Raw genomic sequence first — 21,584 nt, 5'->3', positions numbered from 1 at the left:
AGAAGTATGAAGAATAATAATTAAAAAAGAAATTAAAAGTATTAATTAAAAGTATTAAAAAGTATTTTTAATTAAAACTAAGCAGAAGAAGAAAACAAAAAAAGATTTTTCCTTCTCCTGCCACCACTTAAACATTTTTATATTTTTTATTTTATTTTTTACTTTTCACTTTATAATTTTTTTGTTTTAAACAAACTAAAACAAAAAGAAATAAAACAATACTTTAAGCTTTAAAGATAAAAGAGAAATAACAAAACTCTTTAATCTTAAAATCAAATCTTAAAGTTTTATGACAAAACTCCTTAGTTTAAGTGGTGGTTGGAGAGGGAAAGAGAATGGAGGAGGGGTTAGTTTTTAATCCTTAGGCTATTGCCTATAACAAGCAAAGAACTAAAACTCATACTAATTGCAGCAAACAATGGAATGATAAAACCACATAATGCAAGCGGAATCATTAGAGCGTTGTAAGTAATGCTGATTGCAATATTTTGTTTGATAATTTTATAGGTTTTTTGTGAGATTTGAAAAGTTTTGTGAAGTGAAGCAAGGCTTTGATCTAGCATTATAATATCTGAGGCAATTGGAGTGATGTTATTTTGGGTGTTAAAAGCAATGCCTATATTACTTTTACTAAGAGCAAGGGTATCATTGATACCATCACCTACCATAATACTAATTGCTCCATTTTGTTGATATTTTTGAATAATCTCTGCTTTTTGCATGGGCAAAAGACTATGATAGTAATTTGTGATACCTAGTTTTTGTGCGATATGTGCTACGCTTTTTTGATGATCACCACTCAATAAAATAAGATTTGGTATTTTATGAGAAATTGTTTTAAGGATCTCTTGAGCTTCCTTTTTGATACTATCTTCTAGTAGGAAAATAGCACAGAGTTTTTTATTTTTTGCAAATCCAAAGCCTATAAAATTATTCAAATCAAAATCCATCGTATTTACTCCCATTTCTTGCAAGAAAGAAAGACTGCCTCCTAAAAGTTCTATATCATTGCTGTATCCTTTAATACCTTTTCCTAAGATTTCTTGTGTATTTTTGAGTGGTAGATAGGGTAGTGGTGTTTGATAAAAATTTTTGATTCCTTTGGCAATTGGGTGTTTGCTATAAGATAGGAGTGCTAATAATTCTTGAGGGTTAAATGTCTCAAAGATTTTTATATCCTTAACTTGAGGTTTTCCTAATGTAAGCGTTCCTGTCTTATCAAGAAAAAGATGTGTTGCCTTTGCAATCGTTTCTAAAAATTTTGATTCTTTAAAAATAATTTTGTGTTTATAGGCTTCTGAAATTCCTACAATTGATGCAATGGGCGTTGCTAGAGCCAATGCACAAGGGCAAGAGATGATAATCACAGAGATTCCAATCATTAGGGCATATTCAAATGAGCTTTTGAAAACAAAAAACCAAAATATAAAACCTAGTATTGCAATAAATAATACGGTGCGAGAAAAGTATTGAGATAGGGTATTGGCAAGATTTTGTATTTGGGGCTTTTGTCTTAAAGAATGCTCTAGTATATCAATGAGTTTGAAAAGCAAAGAATCTGAAAAAATCTTTGTTGCTTCGTATCTAAAAGTGCCTTGAGTATTGATACTTCCTGATAGAATCTCATCTCCTTGATTTTTTAGGATAGGCAAAGATTCTCCGCTGATATTTTGTGTATCAAGCAATGCTTCTTGAGATAATAGAACACCATCAATAGCAATGACTTCATTAGGAGAGATTTCAATAATATCTCCTATCTTTACTTCTTGTGGAGAGATGGCTACTTTTGTATCATTTTGTATGATATGAATTTCGGTAGGAAGGATAAAGCTTAGTTTATCAAGGTTATCTCCCGCGTCTTTTTTGGCTTTGATTTCTAGGAATTTTCCTATAAAAACAAAAGTGATAATCATACTAACTGCTTCAAAATAGGTTTCCCCAGTATTTGTGATTGCTGTATAGATTGAATAGCAATAAGTGAGCGTTGCACCAGTAATGACTAAGAGATCCATACCTATGATTTTATTTTTGAGTTGATGAAAGGCATTGAGATAAAAAAATCTTCCTGTCCAAAATAATACAGGGGTTGCAAGTAAAAAAGATGCAAGATTGAGTGCATTTTTCATAGTAAGAGACATATCTGAAAAGTAGCCAGCATATTGTGCCACTGCAATCCACATAATATTCATTGTGCAAAAAATTCCAAGAATCATTGCAATGTAGTATTGCTTGTTTTGTTTTTTATGCTGTTGCTCAGAGAGTTTTGGGTCATAGACATTTGCATTGTAGCCTATTTGTTGTATGAGGGCTATAATTTGACTTGGTTTGATTTGGGTAATATCAAAGGTAATTTGAATTTTATTATTAGAATAATTGATTGAAGCTTCAAAAATACCATCTTGTTTGGTGAGGATTTTTTCTATAAGCCAAGTGCAAGCAGAGCAGTGGATTCCTTCGAGCACCAATGAAAGACTTGAGAGATTTTTAGAGATTTTATGGATATATTTTTGCAAAAAACTCGGTGTATCAAAATATTTGAGTTTTTCTTGTGATTGTGGATTTGGCGGTGTAATTTTTTGTTTTGAGAGCTTGTCATAAAAACTTTCTAAATGATTTTGATGGAGTAAAAAATAGGCATTTTCACATCCATTGCAACAAAAATATAATGTTTCTTTTTCGTGGGTAACTTTTTTTAGAGCATTAGTTTTATAGGGAATTTGGCAATGTGAGCAAGCTTGCATTTGTATCCTTGATATCTTTGGAATTGATTTTAATACTATAAGTATTGCATTGTTTGTAAATTTCTTGCACTTCTTTTGTGTTGTCTTTTTGATGGGAGCTATGGTGTGTAATTAGCGGGGGTAATATTTTTAAGCTAGATTTGGAATTGATTTTTGCTTCGATGAGAATTAGTGTAGCATCTTTGTCAATTCTAGGATACACAAAACGACAAAACCTAGCATGAAGCCCCACTTCTTTTAGTGTGTGAAAAATACGATGTGATTCTTTGGCATCATAGCAAAAAACAAAATGTCCATTTGGATGCAAAATACTTTTTATTTTTTTGCAAAGCAGATTAAAAGGCATAAATTTTTCATTTCTTGCCATTGCTATTTTGGTATTTTTGGAATCTAAAATCCCTTCTCTATAAAAAGGAGGATTGCTAATGATAAGATGGAATTTATTTTCAAATTTTGTTTCAAAAATATCAGCACATATAACGCGACTTTCAATATGGTTTAGTAGAGAGTTTTTTTGCGCTAAGTAAGCGTTGTGAATATCTTTTTCAATAAGGGTTGTTTGAGTATTAAAATCTCTTGCGCAGAGTAGGCCCAAGATTCCGCTACCACAACCTATATCTAAAACTTCCATAGATTTTTTAAGAAATTTTTTTGCAAAATCAAAGAGAAATAAACTATCACTATTGTAACAATAGCCATCTAGGAGTTGGTAGATTCTTAAAAGTTTTGTATCCATAAAAGTGCATCCTCTCCTATTGTATTTGTATGAAGTATTTTTCCTTGAAAGTAAAAACCTTGCGTTTGAAAATCTCTTTGTAGTGTGGGTGATAGATGGATTAGTAGGAAATCTATGTTTTGTTTTAGACTTTGGAAAAGTTCCCAGCCACCCTCAATGATACTAAAGCCAGATAGAGATTGAGCAGTTGTTTTGAATGTGATATTTCTTTTGTTTTGAAAGATTTTTAGTGATGATGGAAAATTAATTGTTTTGCGTGTAAAAATAGTGATATTTGGTTGGTGGGTATTATCATAGGGTGGTAATGCAAGGCGAGAATCTAAAAGAGGATTATCATTTAATAGAGTCTTGCCACTTATGCATAAATGATTGCATACACTTCTTTGATTGTGTGTAAAAATTCTACTAGCTTCTGAAGAGATATTTCCACTTTTATAATCTCCATTGAGCCGTTGGGCTATTTTAAAAAGAGTGAATTTTTTATTTTTTTGGTAGAGCAAGAATGGGAGAAGTAATTGATGGCATTTGTGGCTTAAGACATTGGTTGTTAAGGCGATACCAGATTCTTTTAAGATATTGGCACCTCCTTTATTTTTTGTATTTTCCATTGCACCGATGATAATTCTTTTTGGTTTTATGGTTTGTAGAAGTGTGGCACAAGGAGGGGTTTTTCCAAAAAGACTGCAAGGTTCAAGAGTGACATATATACTACATTTTGCAAAAAGATTTTTATGATTTTTGGAGAGAAAATTATGCAGAGATTCTGAAGTGTGTAATTCTAGGATTCTTGTATCTGATGAGAGTTTGTAATATGCTTCTTTGAGTGCTAAAACTTCTGCATGCGCACACCCACTTTTTTGATGTGCTTGGAGCGATAGGATTTTTCCAGAACCATCTACTACCATAGCACCAACAGCAGGATTTGGTAGAGTTAGTGTTTGAAATTCCCAAGCTTTAGAGATACATAAAGACATCAATAATTCATCATTTAGCACTTTTTAGCCTTTTTTGCAATTATAGTGTTTTTTGCTTTATTTTTTTATGAAATAAGACTAATGTGATAAAATAACGCCAAAAAAGTTTAACTTAAGGTATTTAATGAAGAAATATGCTATGTTGTTATTGATTGGCGTGGTTTTTGCATTTTCTGAAGAGATTCAAGAAGAAAAGCAAGAGATAAAACACGAAGAGGTAAAAAAAGAGGAAGTTAAGAAAAAACCTACTTGGCGAGAAAATATCCAGCCTCCAGAAGTTTATGGAAATTCTTATGGTGTATTTAGAATCGGATATGCATATCAATACCAAAATGCAGGAACAATTACAAGAGACAATACTACTAAATTTGAATACAGCGGTCATTTTAATGATTTGTATTTTGGTATTGAGAGAGGGTGGATTGGTGGAAAAAATAAGATGTTTATGGCAAGTGGGTATCTTGATGGTGCTGTAGGACAAACTTATTTTCTCTCTTTTGGTGCAAAAGCCTCTCTTTATTTGCTTAAGGGGTGGTTAATACCTTATGTTGGGGTGGGTTATCAATTAGAACACCTAGGTTTTGCCAAAGATGATACACAATATAATATGCATACAGCTGTTGTATCTGCTGGAACTCATATCAATATTGCCAAGGGTTTTGGTATTGATTTGCAAGTGAGAAGTGGTGCTCCATTTTATATTTTAAAACCAAAAGATGCTCAGACTTTTGGTCATCCAAGTATCAATCATGTTGGATTTATGGTGAGTTTTTCATTTTATGATTTTAATCTATGAAATTTTTAGTTAGTTATTTTTTGTTTTTTTGCATATTTGTTTTTTCTTGTAGTGGTGATTGTGCAAGTTGTCATTACAAGATTGATTATAAAAATGACAAGAGGCATGCTGCGATGCTAGAGTGTAAAACTTGTCATACACCAGAAAAAATGCAATCTCTCAATATGGGAGATACTTGTGGGGAAGATTGTTTTGCTTGTCATAATGTAGAAAAATTACAAAAAGAATCTTTAAAAAAAGAGCATAGTGTGATTATGGATTCTTGTATGCAATGTCACAAGAATCTTGCAAAAGAAACACTAAATAAAAGTATTTTTATGCAAGAGCGATTGCAACAAAACTTTTTTAATCACGACTTATTGAAAACGGATAAGCACCATACCGCTGAATAATTCCCCTTTATAAAATTCTATTCTATATATTTTTTCTTTTTTATCAATACTAAAGCGACTTTGACACATATTTAGAGTAATTTCAACTCCTACTTCATTGGGTTTTTTGGCATTGTCTTTGGGCAATACAAAACCAATGATATTTGCACGATAATCCTCAAGCGGAATAATTTCAAAAGATTTTTTAACATCTATGATACTGCCAATTTTAAATTCTTGTATTTTTCCATCAACTTTAATCTTTACTTGTTTTAAGGAGTGGTCAAAATCAAAGTATTGTGGATTGAGTTTTGTTGCAAGTTTGTTTCCATATTTGACAAATATTTGTTGATTATCTCTTGGGGATAAACCCATAAGATAAGAATCTCCTGTAACTTTTATAGATTGGATACTTTTCTTTGGCAAAGGAAAGAAGTTTAATTCACTTTTTAGTCCATATATGGGAAGTCTGATATTGTCTTCTATTTCTATATTTAATTTTGCATCATTGATAAGATGATAAATATTTTGAGGGGAGAGTTTGAATTTTCTTTCATATTGGATACCAAGTTCTTGCATAATACCCTCAATAGCTAATAAATGATAATAAACACGCTCTTCAAGGCTAAGATTTTTTGAGGCTTCATTTGCAAAAGCTGATTTTTTATTTTTTACAGCAAAAAAAGTAAGGGCTTTTTCCATCTCTATATCGCCTTTTGCAGTCTTTGTATCCCTTTTGTGATATTTATGTTCAGGTTTAATAAGATGCTTGTTGATATATGAGATAGTGTTATCAGCAATCACACCTAAATTTGGAAATTTAGAATCTGCTAAATATTCTTGATCAATAATGCTACATGCCCCCCATCTATCTGGATTCATATTGGCATTAACATAGGTAGGTCGGTAAAATCCACTTCCATCATGCAAGTGTAAAATAGCATCTACTTCCGGATTAACAATAAGTGATTTGATATGTTCAATTACATCATATTCTGGATCTGTTTTTGGCAGCGCGGCAAATTTTCTGTTCATATCCTCATAAATACCACGATGATTTAATAACATAGAATGCTTATTTAATACAGGAACAACCCATACATTTCCTTTTAAAATTTGATAATTCTTTAAAAATATATTAGTGGCATTAAAGCCTCCTGGTTCATCTCCTTGAATACCACCTATAAGCAGCAGTGTAGGGGAGTTTCCTGTTTCTTTTTTGACTACTTCAAAATCAAGAACAGGCACAGGATTTGATGCAATAGTAAATAAAAAATAGCTAAAAAATAGTATAAGAATTCTCAAATTTTATCCTTAATGTTGATTTGGGCATTATATCAAACTCTATGGAATAAAAAATGCTTGTGTAATTTTTGAAAATAAAATGAAATGTAATTAAATCGAGGTAGGCTAATGTTAGATCAAAAAGTATTAGAAACTTTAAAAAAGCATCTTAGGGATATTGATGGTGCAGAGTTTGATATCAAAGAGGCGAGGCAATCAAAAGTTAAGACATTGAAATTTGGTGAAGATATTAAGAGTGCAAATGAATTTATTGGTGCATTGCAGACTTTGGATATTGCTTTAAAAAAGATTATTCTTGAGGCAAAAAAAGCAGATGTGCGAAGCAATATTCAGTTAGATTGCATTATATTTAATATCCAAGGATTGATTGAGAATTGTAATTTTATGGGTGTGGGATTATTTGATGCGACAATGAGCACAGAATTTGGTGATACAGAGGTGCAATTAGAAGTTATTTCTCCTATGAGTTTTGTATTGCAAAATGATTTTGATAGTGTTATTCAATACCTTGAGGATAAAAGAGAGGAGATTAAGCAAAAGCTTGCCTTTATTTCTCAAAAAATTTCTGGAGATTTAAGCACACAAGATACTTGTGCAAATGAGTATAATTTATCTAGTTCTTTTGACCCAAAAGATTTTTTAAAAATGTTTTGAGTTCAAATGATGTTTTGGTAAAATCCCTAACACTAAAATAATAAGGGATTTTATGTTACGCTTTGCTCCATCTCCAACTGGTGATATGCACATAGGGAATCTTCGTGCAGCAATCTTTAACTTTATCATCGCAAAACAAAAAAAAGAAAAATTTTTAATTCGTATTGAAGATACTGATTTTACTAGAAATATTGAAGGCAAAGATAAAGAGATATTATCACTTCTTAATCTTTTTTCTTTACTTTGGGATGATGTGGTATATCAAAGTCATAATTTTTCCAAGCACCAGCACTTTGCAGAATTGCTAATACAAAAAAATCTTGCGTTTTATTGTTATTGCACTAAGGAATTTTTAGAGCAAAAGAAGCAAGAAGCTATGGAGCAAAAAAAACCTTTTAGATATCAAGATGAGTGGGCGACTTTGCAAAAAGATATCAATCCAAAACCAGTTATAAGATTAAGAGGAAGCGCAATACCTCTTTTCTTTGAAGATCGAATAAAAGGCAAGATACAATTTGATAGTAATGAGCTTGATAGTTTTGTTATTTTGCGTGAAGATGGGATTCCAACTTATAATTTTGCTTGCGCAATAGATGATATGCTCTATGATATTTCTTTTGTTGTTAGAGGGGAGGATCATGTGAGCAATACTCCAAAACAAATGCTTGTGCAACAGTATCTAGGATATGATAAAAAAATAGAGTATGCGCATTTACCAATTATTTTGGGTGAAGATGGTAAAAAAATGAGTAAAAGAGATGCAAGTTCTTCGGTCGCTTATCTTTTGGAAGAAGGATTTTTACCACAAGCAATTTTAAATTACTTGGTAAGTATGGGTAATAAAACACCAAATGAAATTTTTAATCTTACAGAAGCGATTGAATGGTTTGATATAACAAATATTGCCAAATCACCTGTTAAATTTGATTTAAAAAGACTTAGATTTATCAATAGGGAACATCTCAAAAGACTAAATGAAAGTGAGTTTGCCCTTTTACTTGAAACAAAAGATTTAAGCATAGGGGGATTGGCTAAATTGTTTTTAGAAGAAGCAAGCACGCTTAATGAAATTCGAGCAAAAATAAAACTTATCTTTGCACCAAAAGATATTCAAAAAGAATATGAAGGACAAGTTTTTGCCAAGCAATGCAAGATTTTATTTGAGGCTTTAAAAGCACTTTTGCAAGAAAAAGATTGTTCTAAAATGGAATATGCTGATTTTAAGACAGAGGCAATGCAAAAAAGTGGTTTAAAAGGAAAGGATTTTTTTAAAGCTTTGAGGATACTGCTCACAGGAGAATCTCACGGATTGGAATTAGAGAGTGTTTTTGTTTATATCCGCCTCCATTTAAAAGAAATCCTGAAAATTAAGGAGTAAAATAAATGGTAGAGCTTATCTTATTTTTACATTACCTTATTAGCATTTATACTTGGATTATCATTATTGCAAGTTTATTAACTTGGATTAAAATGGACTACAATCATCCCATAGCAAGATTTTTATTTCAAATAACCAATCCTTTATTTGAGTTTGTAAGATCAAAGATTTCATTGCAATATCAAGGTATAGATTTTACGCCTTTAGTTATAGTGATTGTGCTTAGTGTGGTAGATAAGTTGTTGTTAGGAGTATTTTAGATGTTAGCAAAAAAAGTTTTTTTTTATTTTTGTTTGTCTGTATGTATATTTGCCAAAGAAGTAACGTTAGATTTTTTGAAAAAACAACCAATTGGAACGACGAGAGATTTTTATATTTGGTATTTTATAAATAAAGACACTACAAGTGTTGGTGATGCCAAAGAGGCTTATGAGCTTGTGTTTAAAAAAACTCCACGCATTGAAAGGGCTATGGAAAAAAAGGGTGTTGTGCATGAAATGCCTAGAGATATTTTTTGTAAAAAACTTGATTTTGATATTCTTAAAAATGAAGATATAGAGTGTATTAAGTTTGGATTAAAACTTAGCATAGTTCCTACCTTAAAACAAGATGCTGCAGATTTTTTATTGCAAAGATTGCAAAATGATGCACAAGATTTGTATCAGCAAGTAGAAGTTTTGCGTCAAAGAGATGTGTCTAAGGCTTTAATGCAGACAAGTGCAAAAAATTTTGCAGCTATTTTTAATGGACTGACATATGTGCAAAAATTAAGTTTTTTGGATAAGAAGGTAAATCCCAAAGATTTATTGCGTCTTTTAAATGAAAATGATTCTAGTTTCAATAGAGCAATAACTACGATGATTTTAGATTCAAAGTTTGATTTTATTAAAAAGGCTCTTGGAGAGATTGATGTAACAAAATCTGATACTAATACTTTTTTTCTTTTAGGAATCAATGATTTGATGTTGCAAAATCCTCAAAAAGCACTGATTTATTTTAAAAAATCTCAAAATAGTGCCTATGATCCTTTTATGAAAGATCGCGCATTATTTTGGCAATATCTTGTATCTGAAGATGAGGCATATTTGAGAGATTTACAAGCTAGCACTTTTGTAGATATTTTCTCAATCTATGCAAACCAAAAATTAAATACAACACCAAAATATGAGATTATCTCAGAATTTAAAAAACTAGAAAAAAATAAAAATACTTTTGATATTACAAATCCCTTTAGTTGGCAAATTGCAAAAAATGATATATTAAAGCTTGAGGGAGAGCAATATGAAGAAAAAATTAAAGATTTTTTACATCAAGAAACTTTGCCTCACTATATCTTTTTTTTAAATCGCAAGCATCGCTATAAGTATAATTATTTTGTGTTTGCTTATGATGATCCAAAGATGTGGAAAAGCAATGAACAAAAAGCTCTTACATATGCTGTAGCAAGGCAGGAGAGCCATCTTTTACCCGCACTTGTTTCAACTTCTTATGCTCTAGGTATGATGCAGATAATGCCATTTAATGTAGAGCCTTTTGCTAAAGATATGGGGATAAAAAATATTAGTCTTTTTGATATGTTTGAACCAAAAACAGCATTAAAATTTGGAAGTTTCTTTCTTGAAGAATTAAAAAAAGAATTTAAACATCCATTATTTGTGGCATATGCATATAATGGTGGGCCAGGTTTTTTGCGTCGCACACTTGAAAAAAAGCGATTATTTTTGCAAGGTCGCAAATATGAACCTTGGCTTTCTCTTGAATTGTTGGCTTATGAAGAATCTAGATTTTATGGTATGAAGGTATTAGCAAATTATTTGATTTATATGCAAATGCTAAATCAAGAGATAAATTTAGAATCTTTGCTTCAAGAAACCCTAATTTACAAAGTAAAGGAGCAATAAGATGATTACAAAATGTTTATTTCCAGCAGCAGGATATGGAACAAGATTCTTGCCAGCGACAAAGGCAATGCCAAAAGAAATGCTTCCTATCGTAAATAAGCCATTGATACAATATGGTGTAGAAGAGGCCTTGAGTGCTGGTTGCCATACTATGGCCATTGTCACAGGTCGTGGAAAAAGGAGCATTGAAGATCATTTTGATATAAGCTATGAATTAGAACATCAGATACAAGGCACAGATAAGGAAGAGTATCTTAAAGAAGTAAGAAATTTAATGCATTCTTGCACTTTTTCTTATACAAGACAAAATGAGATGTTGGGATTGGGGCATGCGATTTTGACAGGAGAAACGCTCATTGGAAATGAAGCATTTGCAGTAATTTTAGCTGATGATTTATGTGTTACAGAAACTCACAAAAGTGTTTTGGCTCAGATGACAGAACTTTATAAACGTTATAAGTGCAGTATTGTAGCAATTGAAGAAGTGCAAATGAGTGAAGTTGATAAATATGGAGTGATTGCTGGAGAAGAGATAGAAGAGGGGGTTTATCGTGTAAATTTTATGGTAGAAAAACCTAAAAAAGAAGAAGCGCCAAGTAATTTAGCTGTAATTGGTCGTTATATTTTAACCCCAGATATTTTTGATATTTTAAGAGTTACAAAACCAGGAAAAAAGGGGGAGATTCAAATAACTGATGCATTGATGGAGCAGGCAAGATTAAAGAGGGTTTTGGCTTATAAATTTAAGGGTAAGCGTTATGATTGTGGTAGTATAGATGGTTTTGTTGAGGCTACAAATGCACTTTATCATAAATTGAGAAGTTAGGATTTTTGTGTATAGTATAGAATTTTATATCTGTTCTTTAGTGATAGCTTTTCTCATAGCAATTCCTTTAATGTTGATAGTGATTGTCATTTCTTGGCTTTCTTCTCCAAAAAAGAAAAAAAAGATGACTTTAAGCACAATTAACACAGAAATAAAAAAGATAAAAAATTCCCAAGAGTTACAAAAATTATTAGATAAGTTCTTGCAATATTTTATCGTTGCACCAGAGGAGAAATTTCAAGAATGGCTAGAGTGTATCAATGCTCTTATATCTTTAGAATTTGCAAGTTTAGATATGATAGTAGATTTTAAAGAAAAATTAGAAAGCAAGAATCTTGCAAGACAAAAAGACATTGCAAACACTATAGCTCTTGTATTAAAAAATAAAAAAAGGTAGGAAACAGATGGATTATTTAAAGATATTGGGCAGGCAGAATATAGGAGGGAGTGTTAGTATAGGTGGAGCAAAAAATTCAGCACTTCCTGTTTTGGCAAGTGCTTTGCTTTATGAAGATTTTCTAGAGATTGGAAATTTGCCTGATGTGGCAGATGTAAAAACTCTTGTGCGTTTGCTCGAATATCTAGGATGTGGAGTTGAGTGGAAAAATGAGCATCAAATAAAAATTAGTGCACAAAGGTTGGTGCATACTAAAGCAACTTATGATATTGTGAGAAAAATGCGTGCGTCAATATTAGTATTAGGACCACTTCTATCAAGATTTAGAAAATGTGAGGTAAGTTTGCCTGGCGGATGTGCAATTGGTGCTAGACCTGTGGATTTGCATATTAAAGCAATGGAAAAAATGGGTGCAGAAATATTGATTGAAAATGGTTATATTGTTGCTAAGGCACCACAGGGACTAAGAGGTGCTCATATTAGTTTTGATAAGATTACAGTCACAGGAACAGAAAATGTCTTAATGGCAGCAGCACTTGCAAAAGGTGAGACAAAAATCACAAATGCAGCAAAAGAGCCAGAGGTAGTGCAATTATGCAGGCTTTTGGAACAATCAGGAATTAAGATTGATGGAATTGGGACAGATACTTTGGTGGTATATGGAAATGGTGGAGAACCATTGAAAAATGCTCAAGTAGATATTATTCCAGATAGAATAGAAGCGGGCACATATATGTGTATAGGTGCTATTATGAACACCCCTCTTTGCATAGAGAATGTGATTCCAGAGCATTTACAAAGTATTAGCGATAAGCTTGAGGAGATTGGCTTTACGATAAATACAAGAGATAATATTTTAGAGATTTTGCCAGCAAAAAAAATGCAGGCATTTGAGATCATTACTACAGAATATCCAGGATTCCCTACAGATATGCAAGCACAATTTATGGCACTAGCTACGCAATGTGATGGAACAAGTGTGATTGAAGAGAGATTGTTTGAAAATCGTTTTATGCATGTTAGCGAATTGCAACGATTGGGTGCGCATATTTCCCTTAAAGGAAAAGTTGCACAAGTTAAAGGGGGAGAAAATCTAAGGGGTGCTGATGTGATGGCAACAGATTTAAGAGCCTCTTCCGCATTGATTTTAGCAGCACTTGTTGCTGATGGTTATACGCAAATTCATAGAATCTACCACTTAGATCGTGGTTATGAAAAGATTCAAGAGAAGTTAAGCAAGATAGGCGTAAAAGTCGAGCGATTAAAAGAGTGGGGTAGATAAATTGGTAATAAGAAAGTTTTGTTAAAAAGAAATGATGAATAAAGTGTGTGATTTAAGTGATAATGCAAGAGCGACTAAAAGATTTATATAGATTGCAAGAGCTTTATTTGTTGCGAGCTTTTGGACAAGAGTTTGTGGAGCAAAAAGTGCAACTTCAAGAGCAATTGCAAAATTCTTCCTATGATGATATTTTAAATTGTAGATTGTGTCATAGGAGCAAAATGTCAAAACCTATTGTGGGGATGATTCATAATCAAAGCAAAGTGTCTTTTGTGACGCAAACACCAGTTTTAAATCCTAAGGGACTTTTTTTACAAACACGCAGTGCACAAATGTTACAAAGCATTATCTCTAATGTATTGCATTTCTCTTTGAGTGATTGTAGTATTTTTTCACTCCTTAAATGCGGAGAGATGTTTGAATATGCACAAGAGGTGGAAATTTGTAAGAATCATCTATTTGAGCAACTAAAAACTTTGCCAAATTCTGTTATTTTATGTTTTTTGGATATGCAAGCTTTAGAAACTTTTAGATTAAAACAAAAAGATTTGTTTGGTAAAATCACAGAATGGAACAATCAAAAAATAATTTTCACGCATTCGCTAAAAACTTTATCCAAAAATCCCTCTTTAAAAAAAGAAACAATGCAACATTTGCTTTTGCTTAAAGAAAACTTATGAAGAATCTTTTTTTATTATTTTTATTTTGCTTGAGCTTAAGTGCCAAAAGCTTTATTGTTTCTCCTCTGCCATTGCCAAGGCAAGAAGTCTTAGATATTGATTCTAGCGAGTGTGATGAAAAGTGCTTAGAGGTTTTATATACCGAAGGAAAGCTTTTTTCTTTTGTAGCTAAATTCAATCCATTGATAAAAAATCCAGATTTAAGATCCAAACTTACAGAAGTTTTGACAAATTTAGATTTATTTATGAAAGAGAATTTTTTTGAAAAGATACAAGATGTGAAAAAAATAAAAATTGCTTTGATGATACCAAGAGAAGTGATAGGACGCTATTCTGCCACAGGCATCAATACAATCCTAGCATATCTTACAAGTCGCAATGCATCTTTTTTGTTTGAGGTATTTGATAGCAAAAATGAAGAGGCACAAAATTTACATCAAACCTACGAAGAAATAAGACAAAAAAAATTTGATTGCATAGTGACTTTATTGACAATAGATGGTATAAAAAATCTTATAGAAAGCACAACAATTGCAATTCCAACTTATATTCCTACTGTAAATAAAAATCAGCTAAATCTCCCAAAAATTCCACAAAAGCTATTTTTTGGAGGGATTGATTATCAAAAGCAAATTGAGATACTACACAAGCTAGCATTAGATGATGAGGTTGTTGAGTATGATGATGCAAGTAATATTGGCAATTGGCTAAAAACTCTCTCAGAGCAAAAATTTAATATTGTATTTAGAGATGAGATTAGTAATCAAAAAGCCGCACGATTTGCCCAAGAGATAGAAGCGCAAGAAGAGCATCTTAAAAATCGCGCAGTATTGTTAAATATTCCTGTGATTAAAACAGGATTGATATTGCCACAAATTGGCTTTTTGGAAGAAAAGCCAATTAAGTTTTTATCCACTCAAATCAACTATAACCCCTCTTTGCTAATGCTTCTTAAGCCAAAAGATAGGCAAAACTTTTTTATTATCAACGCGATTGGCAAAACAGATCCTTATTTAATTGAATATGGATTGTTACTTGGTAGCGATTTGCAATATGATTGGGTGAGTTATTCTATAGGTATAGGCATAGAGATGTTTTTTCTAAATAGGGGTGAGAAAATTAGCAAGTTTTTTTCTGAAAATATGAAAGATTCTCAAGTAGAATATGTCAATAAGATTTTAAAAACCTATCGAAATTCTTTCATTGAAGTAAAACAATAAAAACAAAAAAGGAAAACACTTTGAAATCAAAACTCAAAAAAAAGAAAAAAGTCCAAAGAGAAATACAAAAAGTCGCATTAGTTATTGTCTTTTTATTCTTGGTTGCTTGTCTTGGTGGAATATTTGGAAATGTTGAACACCACCCATTGTTGATTATTTTTGCTTGTGTTGTTGGTGCTTACATGGCAATGAATATTGGCGCAAATGATGTAGCAAATAATGTAGGACCTGCTGTTGGTTCTAAATCTATCAGTATGTTAGGAGCTATTATAATTGCTGCGATATGTGAAGCAGCAGGAGCCATTCTTGCTGGAGCTGATGTAGTAAATACTGTAAAATCAGGCATTATCAATCCACTTGCTTTTAGTGATGCAAAAGTTTTTATTATGGTGATGTTAGCAGCCCTAATATCTGGTGCTATTTGGCTACATCTTGCTACTGCAATCGGTGCCCCAGTATCCACCACACATTCTATTGTTGGAGGGATTTTGGGCTCGGGCATTGCAGCTGGGGGATTAGGAGTTGCCAAATGGGATGTTTTGGGTGGTATTGTGGCAAGTTGGATTATCTCTCCATTGCTTGGAGGTTTTATTGCTGGTTTGTTTTTATGGATCATAAAAAAGACCATCACTTACAAGCAAGATAAAAAAATAGCAGCACAAAAGATTGTCCCTCTTTTGATTCTTATTATGAGTTTTGCCTTTAGTCTTTACTTCATTACAAAAGGACTAAAAAATATCATTAAACTTGATTTTAATCACGCATTTTTACTAAGTCTTTGCATCTCTTTTGGAATCTTTTTTATCATTAGACCTTTGATATTAAGACAAGCTCAGCAAATTGAAAATACAAAAGAAGCGATAAATACACTTTTTGCAATTCCTTTGATTTTTGCTGCAGCATTTTTGAGTTTTGCACATGGGGCAAATGATGTGGCAAATGCCATAGGTCCGCTAGCAGCTATCAATCAAATGTTAGGAGATCTCAATAGCGTAGATTCCAAAGCTGTTATACCACTTTGGATTATGATTATTGGTGGTTGTGGTATCTCTTTAGGGCTTGCACTTTATGGTCCAAGATTGATAAAAACCGTGGGGACAGAAATCACAGAATTAAACAAAATTCGTGCATTTTGTGTGGCAATGTCTGCAGCAATTACTGTTTTGATTGCCTCTGCATTAGGGCTTCCTGTAAGCTCCACACATGTAGCAATTGGAGCGATTTTTGGGGTAGGGTTTTTGAGAGAATATCTCAAAAGACGCTACCAAAATATGCTAGATACTATACAACAAGCCCATAGCAAAAAATCAGAGCTTGATTTATTTTTAGAAAAATTTCATAGAGCAAGTATAAAACGCAAGGGCTTGATGTTGGAGAGTTTGAAAAAAAATAGATCCGAGCAAATTTTGCTTGCAAAAAATGAAAAAAAAGAGCTCAAAAAAGTCTATAAGCAAGAGTTGGTAAAACGCAGTGCAATTCAAAAAATCATTGCATCTTGGGTAGTTACGGTTCCTATATCCTCGCTATTTTCAGCCCTAGTATATTGGATTCTAAAAATAAGCCCTCTTGCTTTTTAGTAAAGTGTGCTAAAATAAAGGTTTTGATTAACGCCTTAAAATAGGTGATAAATAAGGAGAATTTTTGGACCCCTACCAGTCGGTTTTGATGTTACTTTCGGCTTTAGTTTTAGTTTTTTTGAATGCTTTTTTTGTGCTCTCAGAGTTTGCCATTGTAAAAGTCCGCAGGACAAGATTAGAAGAATTAGTAAAATCCAATACCAAAAACGCTTCCCTTGCTTTAAAAGTTACTAACAATCTTGATACTTATCTTAGTGCCACTCAGCTTGGAATCACTCTATCATCTCTAGGATTAGGGTGGATTGGAGAACCTGCTGTCGCTAAGATTCTCTTAGCTGTTTTTTCTAGCTTTATTACCCCAGATAGCATTTTGTTACATTCTTTAAGTTTTATTATTGCTTTTACTTTAATCACGCTTTTTCATGTGGTTTTAGGTGAGATTGTTCCAAAGTCTATTGCTATATCTAAAGCAGAAAAATGCACCTTAATTGTTGTAAGACCCTTGTATCTATTTTGGATAGTTTTTTATCCTGTAATATGGTTTTTTGATACCTTTGCTGCTTTTTTTCTCAAAAAAATTCATATCAAACCAGCAAAAGAGCAAGAAAGTGTGCATTCTGAAGAAGAGTTAAAAATCATTGTAGGTGAAAGTCTTAAGGGGGGATTGATAGATTCTATTGAAGGAGAGATTATCAAAAATGCTGTGGATTTCTCTGATACCATTGCAAAAGAGATTATGACTCCACGAAAAGATATGATTTGCCTTAGTGCTGATAAAACCTATGAGGAAAATATAGAGATTGTGATGGAGACAAGGCATACAAGATATCCATACTATGAAGGCAGTAAGGATAATATTATCGGGATGATACATATCAGAGATTTATTGAAAAATACCTATACAAGACAAGAAGCAGATCTAAAAAATATCATTAGAGAGATGATTATAGTGCCAGAGAGTGCATCTATCGCTCAGATTCTTATCAAGATGAATAAAGAGCAGGTGCATACAGCACTTGTTGTAGATGAATATGGTGGGACTGCAGGATTGCTAACAATGGAGGATATTGTAGAAGAAATCATGGGAGATATCTCAGATGAACACGATGAAAAAACCCAAGATTTCTACAAGGTAGATGAAAATACCTTTGTTTTTGATGGAATGATGGATTTAGAGAGCATAGAAGAGATTTGCGAAGTAAATTTTGAGGAGACTTTCGATCAAGTTACAATCGGAGGATATGTCTTTTCACTTCTTGGAAGACTTCCAGTAGTAGGAGATATTATCGCAGATACTAATTGTGAGTTTGAGATTTGTGAGGTAGATGGGGCGAGGATTAAAAAGCTAAAATTGAAAAAACTTTAATTTTTTTTCAATTTTTCTAAAAATCTCACAAATACCCAAATATACACTATTTCATAAGATTCTAATGCACCCCCCCCCCCCGTAATCTTTTTGTTTTTCTTAACAAAAACTTGACTTTTTTATGAAAAAATCCCATTTTAAATTCACTAAGCTAAAAAACAAGGAGTTAATAGATGAAAAGAAATATTTCACTGCTACAGGGGGGGGGGATACAAATAATTCTTTAAATGCCTCTTTCTCTTCAGAAAATTCAAAAGATTCAAAAAGATTCTTCAAACCTTTAGTTGCTAGCTCTCTAGCTTTATTTTTAACTGCTGGTGTTGCAAGTGCTACTTGCACTTCTACTAGTGGTGCACCTAGTATTTGTTATGGTGTAGGATCTACAGCTAATGCAGATCAAACTGTTACAATAAATAGCGGGCTTACCTGGAATGATCCAACTGGTGGAACTGGACTTTGGACATTAAAAACAGGTAGTGGTCAGGATAATCCAGTAAATATTACTATTGGATTTAATAACAATAATGATGAGGCTTCTTTATCTCAAACTCTTTCTAGTGATACCTATTCTCTTACAATTGGTGGTAATGTTACTGATTCTAGAAAACCAATTTTTGTTTTACAATCAAGCAAGGGTATTGATATGCAAAGCAAAACCCTTACTTTTGATTTTGGAAAAGGGGGTAATACAAGTAAAACTGAAGGTTATGAAAAAAGTCTAAAACTTGATCTCTCTGGTGTTAATTCTTCTGCTACTGCTTTGAAGGGAAATTTAGTCGTAAATGGTGGTAGAGCACAGCAATATTATGGTGAAAATAAATTTGAAGCAACCTTCGGCGGGGATGTAGAAGGGAATATCACAATACAAGCAGGTAGTGGCGGCGGTGATGTTAGGACTGATTTTACCTTCGGTGGAAATGTAACTGGGGATATTATTGTAAAAAATGATTATAATTCAACTTCTGGAGCACCAAATGGTATTGCTGGTGGTGTAAATAATTTTACTTTTGATGGTGGAAGTAATAAAAATATTAACATTACAGGTTCAATTAAAAATGAGAGCAATAGCTCACGATTAAACATTAGCATAACTAATACCAATGAGGCAAAAATTATTGGACAAATTTCAGCACACGCTAGTGGTCAAGCTGGAAACGGAATAAACACTATAACACTTTCAGGAACCACAAAAAATTTAATTCAAGATCAAAATCGTGCTATAGAATCTAGGGGTGCAACAAATAAGATTATTTTTGAGGGACTTAACTCATCGATTGAGGGAGAAATTTATGGAACTGCTTCTGCATATGGCGATCCTGCATCCAACACAATTACTTTTAATTCTACAAGCAACAATAGTATTATAGGAAATATTTATGTTACTACCGGTGCTACCAATACAATAAACTTTGCTTCTGGAAATAGCAATACAATACAAGGTAAGATTCATGATAGTGATAGTACTGGCACAACTTCTAAAAATATCATAAATTTCAATGGAAATGGTGTTGCTGAAATTAAATCTAGCGATAACAATACTTCAACCGCAGTCATTGTAAGCTCCATAGGAACAAATACGATTACCCTTAATAATACTGGCGAACAAAATATAATTGGAACAATCCAATCCATTTCAAACTCCTATAACTACAATGGAGGCTCAAATACCATTTCTTTTTTTGGTGGTTCAAGTGCAAAAATCAGTGGTAATGTTTATTCTTCTGCCGGAAAAAATACGATTACTTTTTCTAGTAATGCAAAAAATGAAATTGATGGTATGGTTGATGCTAATTCTGGAAATAATGATATATTTTTTGGAACTCGTCCAACAGATAGTAATAACGCAATTACAGCAAGTGGAAATGCAACTTCAAAGATTACCCATGGTATTTATGCTAGAGATGGTAGTGCTACGATTGTATTTGCAACAAATGGTGATGCTACGATTGGAAAGATAGAATCTTCAGATGAAGCAATAAGAATTGTGGATGGGGGTGCTAATAGTCAGGTTACTGTGGATTTTTATGGAAATGCAAACAACACTATTGATGGGGGTATCAAAGCTCAGGTCAATGCTGCTCTTGGAACAAAAAGCACACAAATCACATTTCATGCTGGAAATAATAATATAATCAATGGCAATATCAGCTCAACTGGATATGGTCGAATTCAAGGAGTAAATACTATCAACTTCACAAATGGGACAACAAACCAATTGAATGGTAGCGTAACTGCTGGAGAAGGAGGTGTCAATAATATTACTTTTTCTTCTACAAGTACCAATACGATTTCTGGAAATATTCAAGCTACTGGTGGAACCAATACTATCACTTCAACCAATGGGTTTGCTCTAGAAAACAGTCAAATTACATCCTCTAGTGGAAGCAACTCTATTACTACAAATGCAATCAGTGGAATGGTAAGTTTTATTGGAACTAGTGGAGGGAAAAACACAATTGAAGCAACAAGTAGTGGAGATCTTGCAATCACACAAGGTATCTATAGTACGGTCTGGAACGATAACTCCAATAGAGGCAATACAATCACTCTTGCTAACGGTGATTTAACTATTGGATCTTTCAATAGCAATGTGACTGATGGATATGGAGATTCAAATGGAAGCTCTCTTCATGCTTGGAATTCTGGAAATGGAAACGCTATTATTCTTAATAAAGCTGAAGCAACCCTAACTTTAAAAGGAAATATTACTTCAGATGGAGCATCTAATGGAAACACTATTACTTTTGGTGGAGCTAGTGGTATCTTAAAATCTAGTAGTGGAGATACAATTTCTGCAAATGGTAAAACAAATATCAATGCAGCCTTACTTAAAATTCAAAACAATAGCTCAGATATTGGGACTCTTACCACTACAGGTGGAACTACAACACTGACACTCACTCAAACAAATAATGGAGGGCTTGACGGAAATATTTCCACAACAAGTGGAACCACAAAACTTACCTTTACCCAAGATAGTGGAACCTATAGTGTTAGCGGTATTTTCTCTACTTCAAATGCAGGACAAAACATCTTTGATTTATCAACTAAGAGTGCCACAATCAGCAATGATTTAAGTTTCTCAGGAAGTGATGTTACAGGAGATGGTGGAAATATTATCAATATTGGAAATGATAAATCTCTAACACTATCTGATAGTAATAGCACTGCAAAAACCCTTACTACAAATAGTGGAGCTACAGAGATTAACTTCTTAGGAGATAGTAGTGGTAGCAATAGCAGCGGAACTTTCAGTGGTAATGTAAGCACAAGTGGTGGAGCTACAACATTTAGCTTTACAAATGATAATGGAACTTATAGTATCACTGGAACGCTCTCTACTCAAGGAGAAGGACAAAACATCTTTGATTTATCAACTA

18 protein-coding genes are annotated in these 21,584 nt (G+C 32.8%); 14 read left to right on the top strand and 4 right to left on the bottom strand.

The window, feature by feature from the left end; genetic code table 11:
* Nucleotides 1-347: 347 nt before the first annotated feature.
* From CQA57_RS07435 to ribD, 3 genes are read right to left on the bottom strand one after another with little or no spacing between them, the layout of a single operon-like run.
* Nucleotides 348-2,741 (bottom strand): heavy metal translocating P-type ATPase, encoded by a 2,394-nt coding sequence (locus CQA57_RS07435; protein WP_115579609.1) that lies wholly within the window; start codon nt 2,739-2,741, stop codon nt 348-350.
* A complete protein-coding gene (locus tag CQA57_RS07430; RefSeq protein ID WP_115579608.1) occupies nt 2,707-3,477 on the bottom strand; it encodes a tRNA1(Val) (adenine(37)-N6)-methyltransferase in 771 nt (256 codons plus the stop codon). The genes CQA57_RS07435 and CQA57_RS07430 overlap by 35 nt, the downstream gene beginning before the upstream one ends.
* Entirely contained in the window at nt 3,459-4,472 is a 1,014-nt protein-coding gene (gene ribD / locus CQA57_RS07425; protein WP_115579607.1) for a bifunctional diaminohydroxyphosphoribosylaminopyrimidine deaminase/5-amino-6-(5-phosphoribosylamino)uracil reductase RibD, read from the bottom strand. Before ribD ends, CQA57_RS07430 begins: the two co-directional genes overlap by 19 nt.
* A 103-nt stretch (nt 4,473-4,575) precedes the next feature.
* Between ribD and CQA57_RS07420 the strand changes: the two genes are divergently transcribed.
* Both CQA57_RS07420 and CQA57_RS07415 read left to right on the top strand, forming a co-directional pair.
* Nucleotides 4,576-5,247: a hypothetical protein gene (locus tag CQA57_RS07420; RefSeq protein WP_115579606.1), complete on the top strand. Its 672-nt coding sequence runs from the start codon at nt 4,576-4,578 to the stop codon at nt 5,245-5,247.
* Nucleotides 5,244-5,639 carry a cytochrome c3 family protein gene (locus CQA57_RS07415; RefSeq protein WP_115579605.1) on the top strand — a complete coding sequence of 132 codons (396 nt, stop codon included), beginning with the start codon at nt 5,244-5,246 and terminating at the stop codon, nt 5,637-5,639. Before CQA57_RS07420 ends, CQA57_RS07415 begins: the two co-directional genes overlap by 4 nt.
* Here CQA57_RS07415 and CQA57_RS07410 read toward each other — a convergent pair.
* Nucleotides 5,604-6,923 (bottom strand): M99 family carboxypeptidase catalytic domain-containing protein, encoded by a 1,320-nt coding sequence (locus tag CQA57_RS07410; protein ID WP_245941873.1) that lies wholly within the window; start codon nt 6,921-6,923, stop codon nt 5,604-5,606. The two genes, CQA57_RS07415 and CQA57_RS07410, sit on opposite strands and share 36 nt — an antisense overlap.
* A gap of 108 nt (nt 6,924-7,031) precedes the next feature.
* On the opposite strand from CQA57_RS07410, the gene CQA57_RS07405 reads away from it, so the two are divergent.
* From CQA57_RS07405 to CQA57_RS07350, 12 genes are all read left to right on the top strand, one after another.
* Nucleotides 7,032-7,577, top strand: a complete 546-nt coding sequence (locus CQA57_RS07405) for a flagellar FLiS export co-chaperone (protein ID WP_115579604.1) — start codon at nt 7,032-7,034, stop codon at nt 7,575-7,577.
* Between the two features lie 52 nt (nt 7,578-7,629).
* Entirely contained in the window at nt 7,630-8,955 is a 1,326-nt protein-coding gene (gltX, locus tag CQA57_RS07400) for a glutamate--tRNA ligase (RefSeq protein ID WP_115579603.1), read from the top strand.
* Nucleotides 8,956-8,960: 5 nt separating this feature from the next.
* Entirely contained in the window at nt 8,961-9,215 is a 255-nt protein-coding gene (locus CQA57_RS07395; RefSeq protein ID WP_115579602.1) for a YggT family protein, read from the top strand.
* On the top strand, nt 9,216-10,856 hold the full coding sequence (locus CQA57_RS07390; protein ID WP_115579601.1) for a lytic transglycosylase domain-containing protein: 1,641 nt from the start codon (nt 9,216-9,218) through the stop codon (nt 10,854-10,856).
* 1 nt (nt 10,857) lies between these two features.
* Complete coding sequence (gene galU / locus CQA57_RS07385) at nt 10,858-11,682, top strand: UTP--glucose-1-phosphate uridylyltransferase GalU (RefSeq protein ID WP_115579600.1); 825 nt, start codon at nt 10,858-10,860, stop codon at nt 11,680-11,682.
* Nucleotides 11,683-11,689: 7 nt separating this feature from the next.
* Nucleotides 11,690-12,079 carry a hypothetical protein gene (locus tag CQA57_RS07380; protein WP_115579599.1) on the top strand — a complete coding sequence of 130 codons (390 nt, stop codon included), beginning with the start codon at nt 11,690-11,692 and terminating at the stop codon, nt 12,077-12,079.
* 7 nt (nt 12,080-12,086) lie between these two features.
* Nucleotides 12,087-13,361 (top strand): UDP-N-acetylglucosamine 1-carboxyvinyltransferase, encoded by a 1,275-nt coding sequence (gene murA / locus CQA57_RS07375; RefSeq protein ID WP_115579598.1) that lies wholly within the window; start codon nt 12,087-12,089, stop codon nt 13,359-13,361.
* 62 nt (nt 13,362-13,423) lie between these two features.
* Entirely contained in the window at nt 13,424-14,041 is a 618-nt protein-coding gene (locus CQA57_RS07370) for a uracil-DNA glycosylase family protein (RefSeq protein WP_115579597.1), read from the top strand.
* Nucleotides 14,038-15,261, top strand: a complete 1,224-nt coding sequence (locus CQA57_RS07365) for a hypothetical protein (protein WP_115579596.1) — start codon at nt 14,038-14,040, stop codon at nt 15,259-15,261. Before CQA57_RS07370 ends, CQA57_RS07365 begins: the two co-directional genes overlap by 4 nt.
* A 20-nt stretch (nt 15,262-15,281) precedes the next feature.
* Nucleotides 15,282-16,838: an inorganic phosphate transporter gene (locus CQA57_RS07360; RefSeq protein WP_115579595.1), complete on the top strand. Its 1,557-nt coding sequence runs from the start codon at nt 15,282-15,284 to the stop codon at nt 16,836-16,838.
* Nucleotides 16,839-16,926: 88 nt separating this feature from the next.
* Nucleotides 16,927-18,204, top strand: coding sequence for a hemolysin family protein (locus CQA57_RS07355; RefSeq protein ID WP_115579594.1), 1,278 nt, complete (start codon nt 16,927-16,929; stop codon nt 18,202-18,204).
* Nucleotides 18,205-18,325: 121 nt separating this feature from the next.
* Nucleotides 18,326-21,584: beta strand repeat-containing protein (locus CQA57_RS07350; protein WP_147288365.1), on the top strand; the 3,259-nt coding region annotated here is incomplete at its 3' end.

The organism is Helicobacter anseris, from assembly GCF_003364335.1.
In the GTDB taxonomy this organism is placed as follows: Bacteria; Campylobacterota; Campylobacteria; order Campylobacterales; family Helicobacteraceae; genus Helicobacter_H; species Helicobacter_H anseris.
Note: the sequence above shows the minus strand (reverse complement) of the source record. Positions and strands in the feature narration are given on the sequence as shown.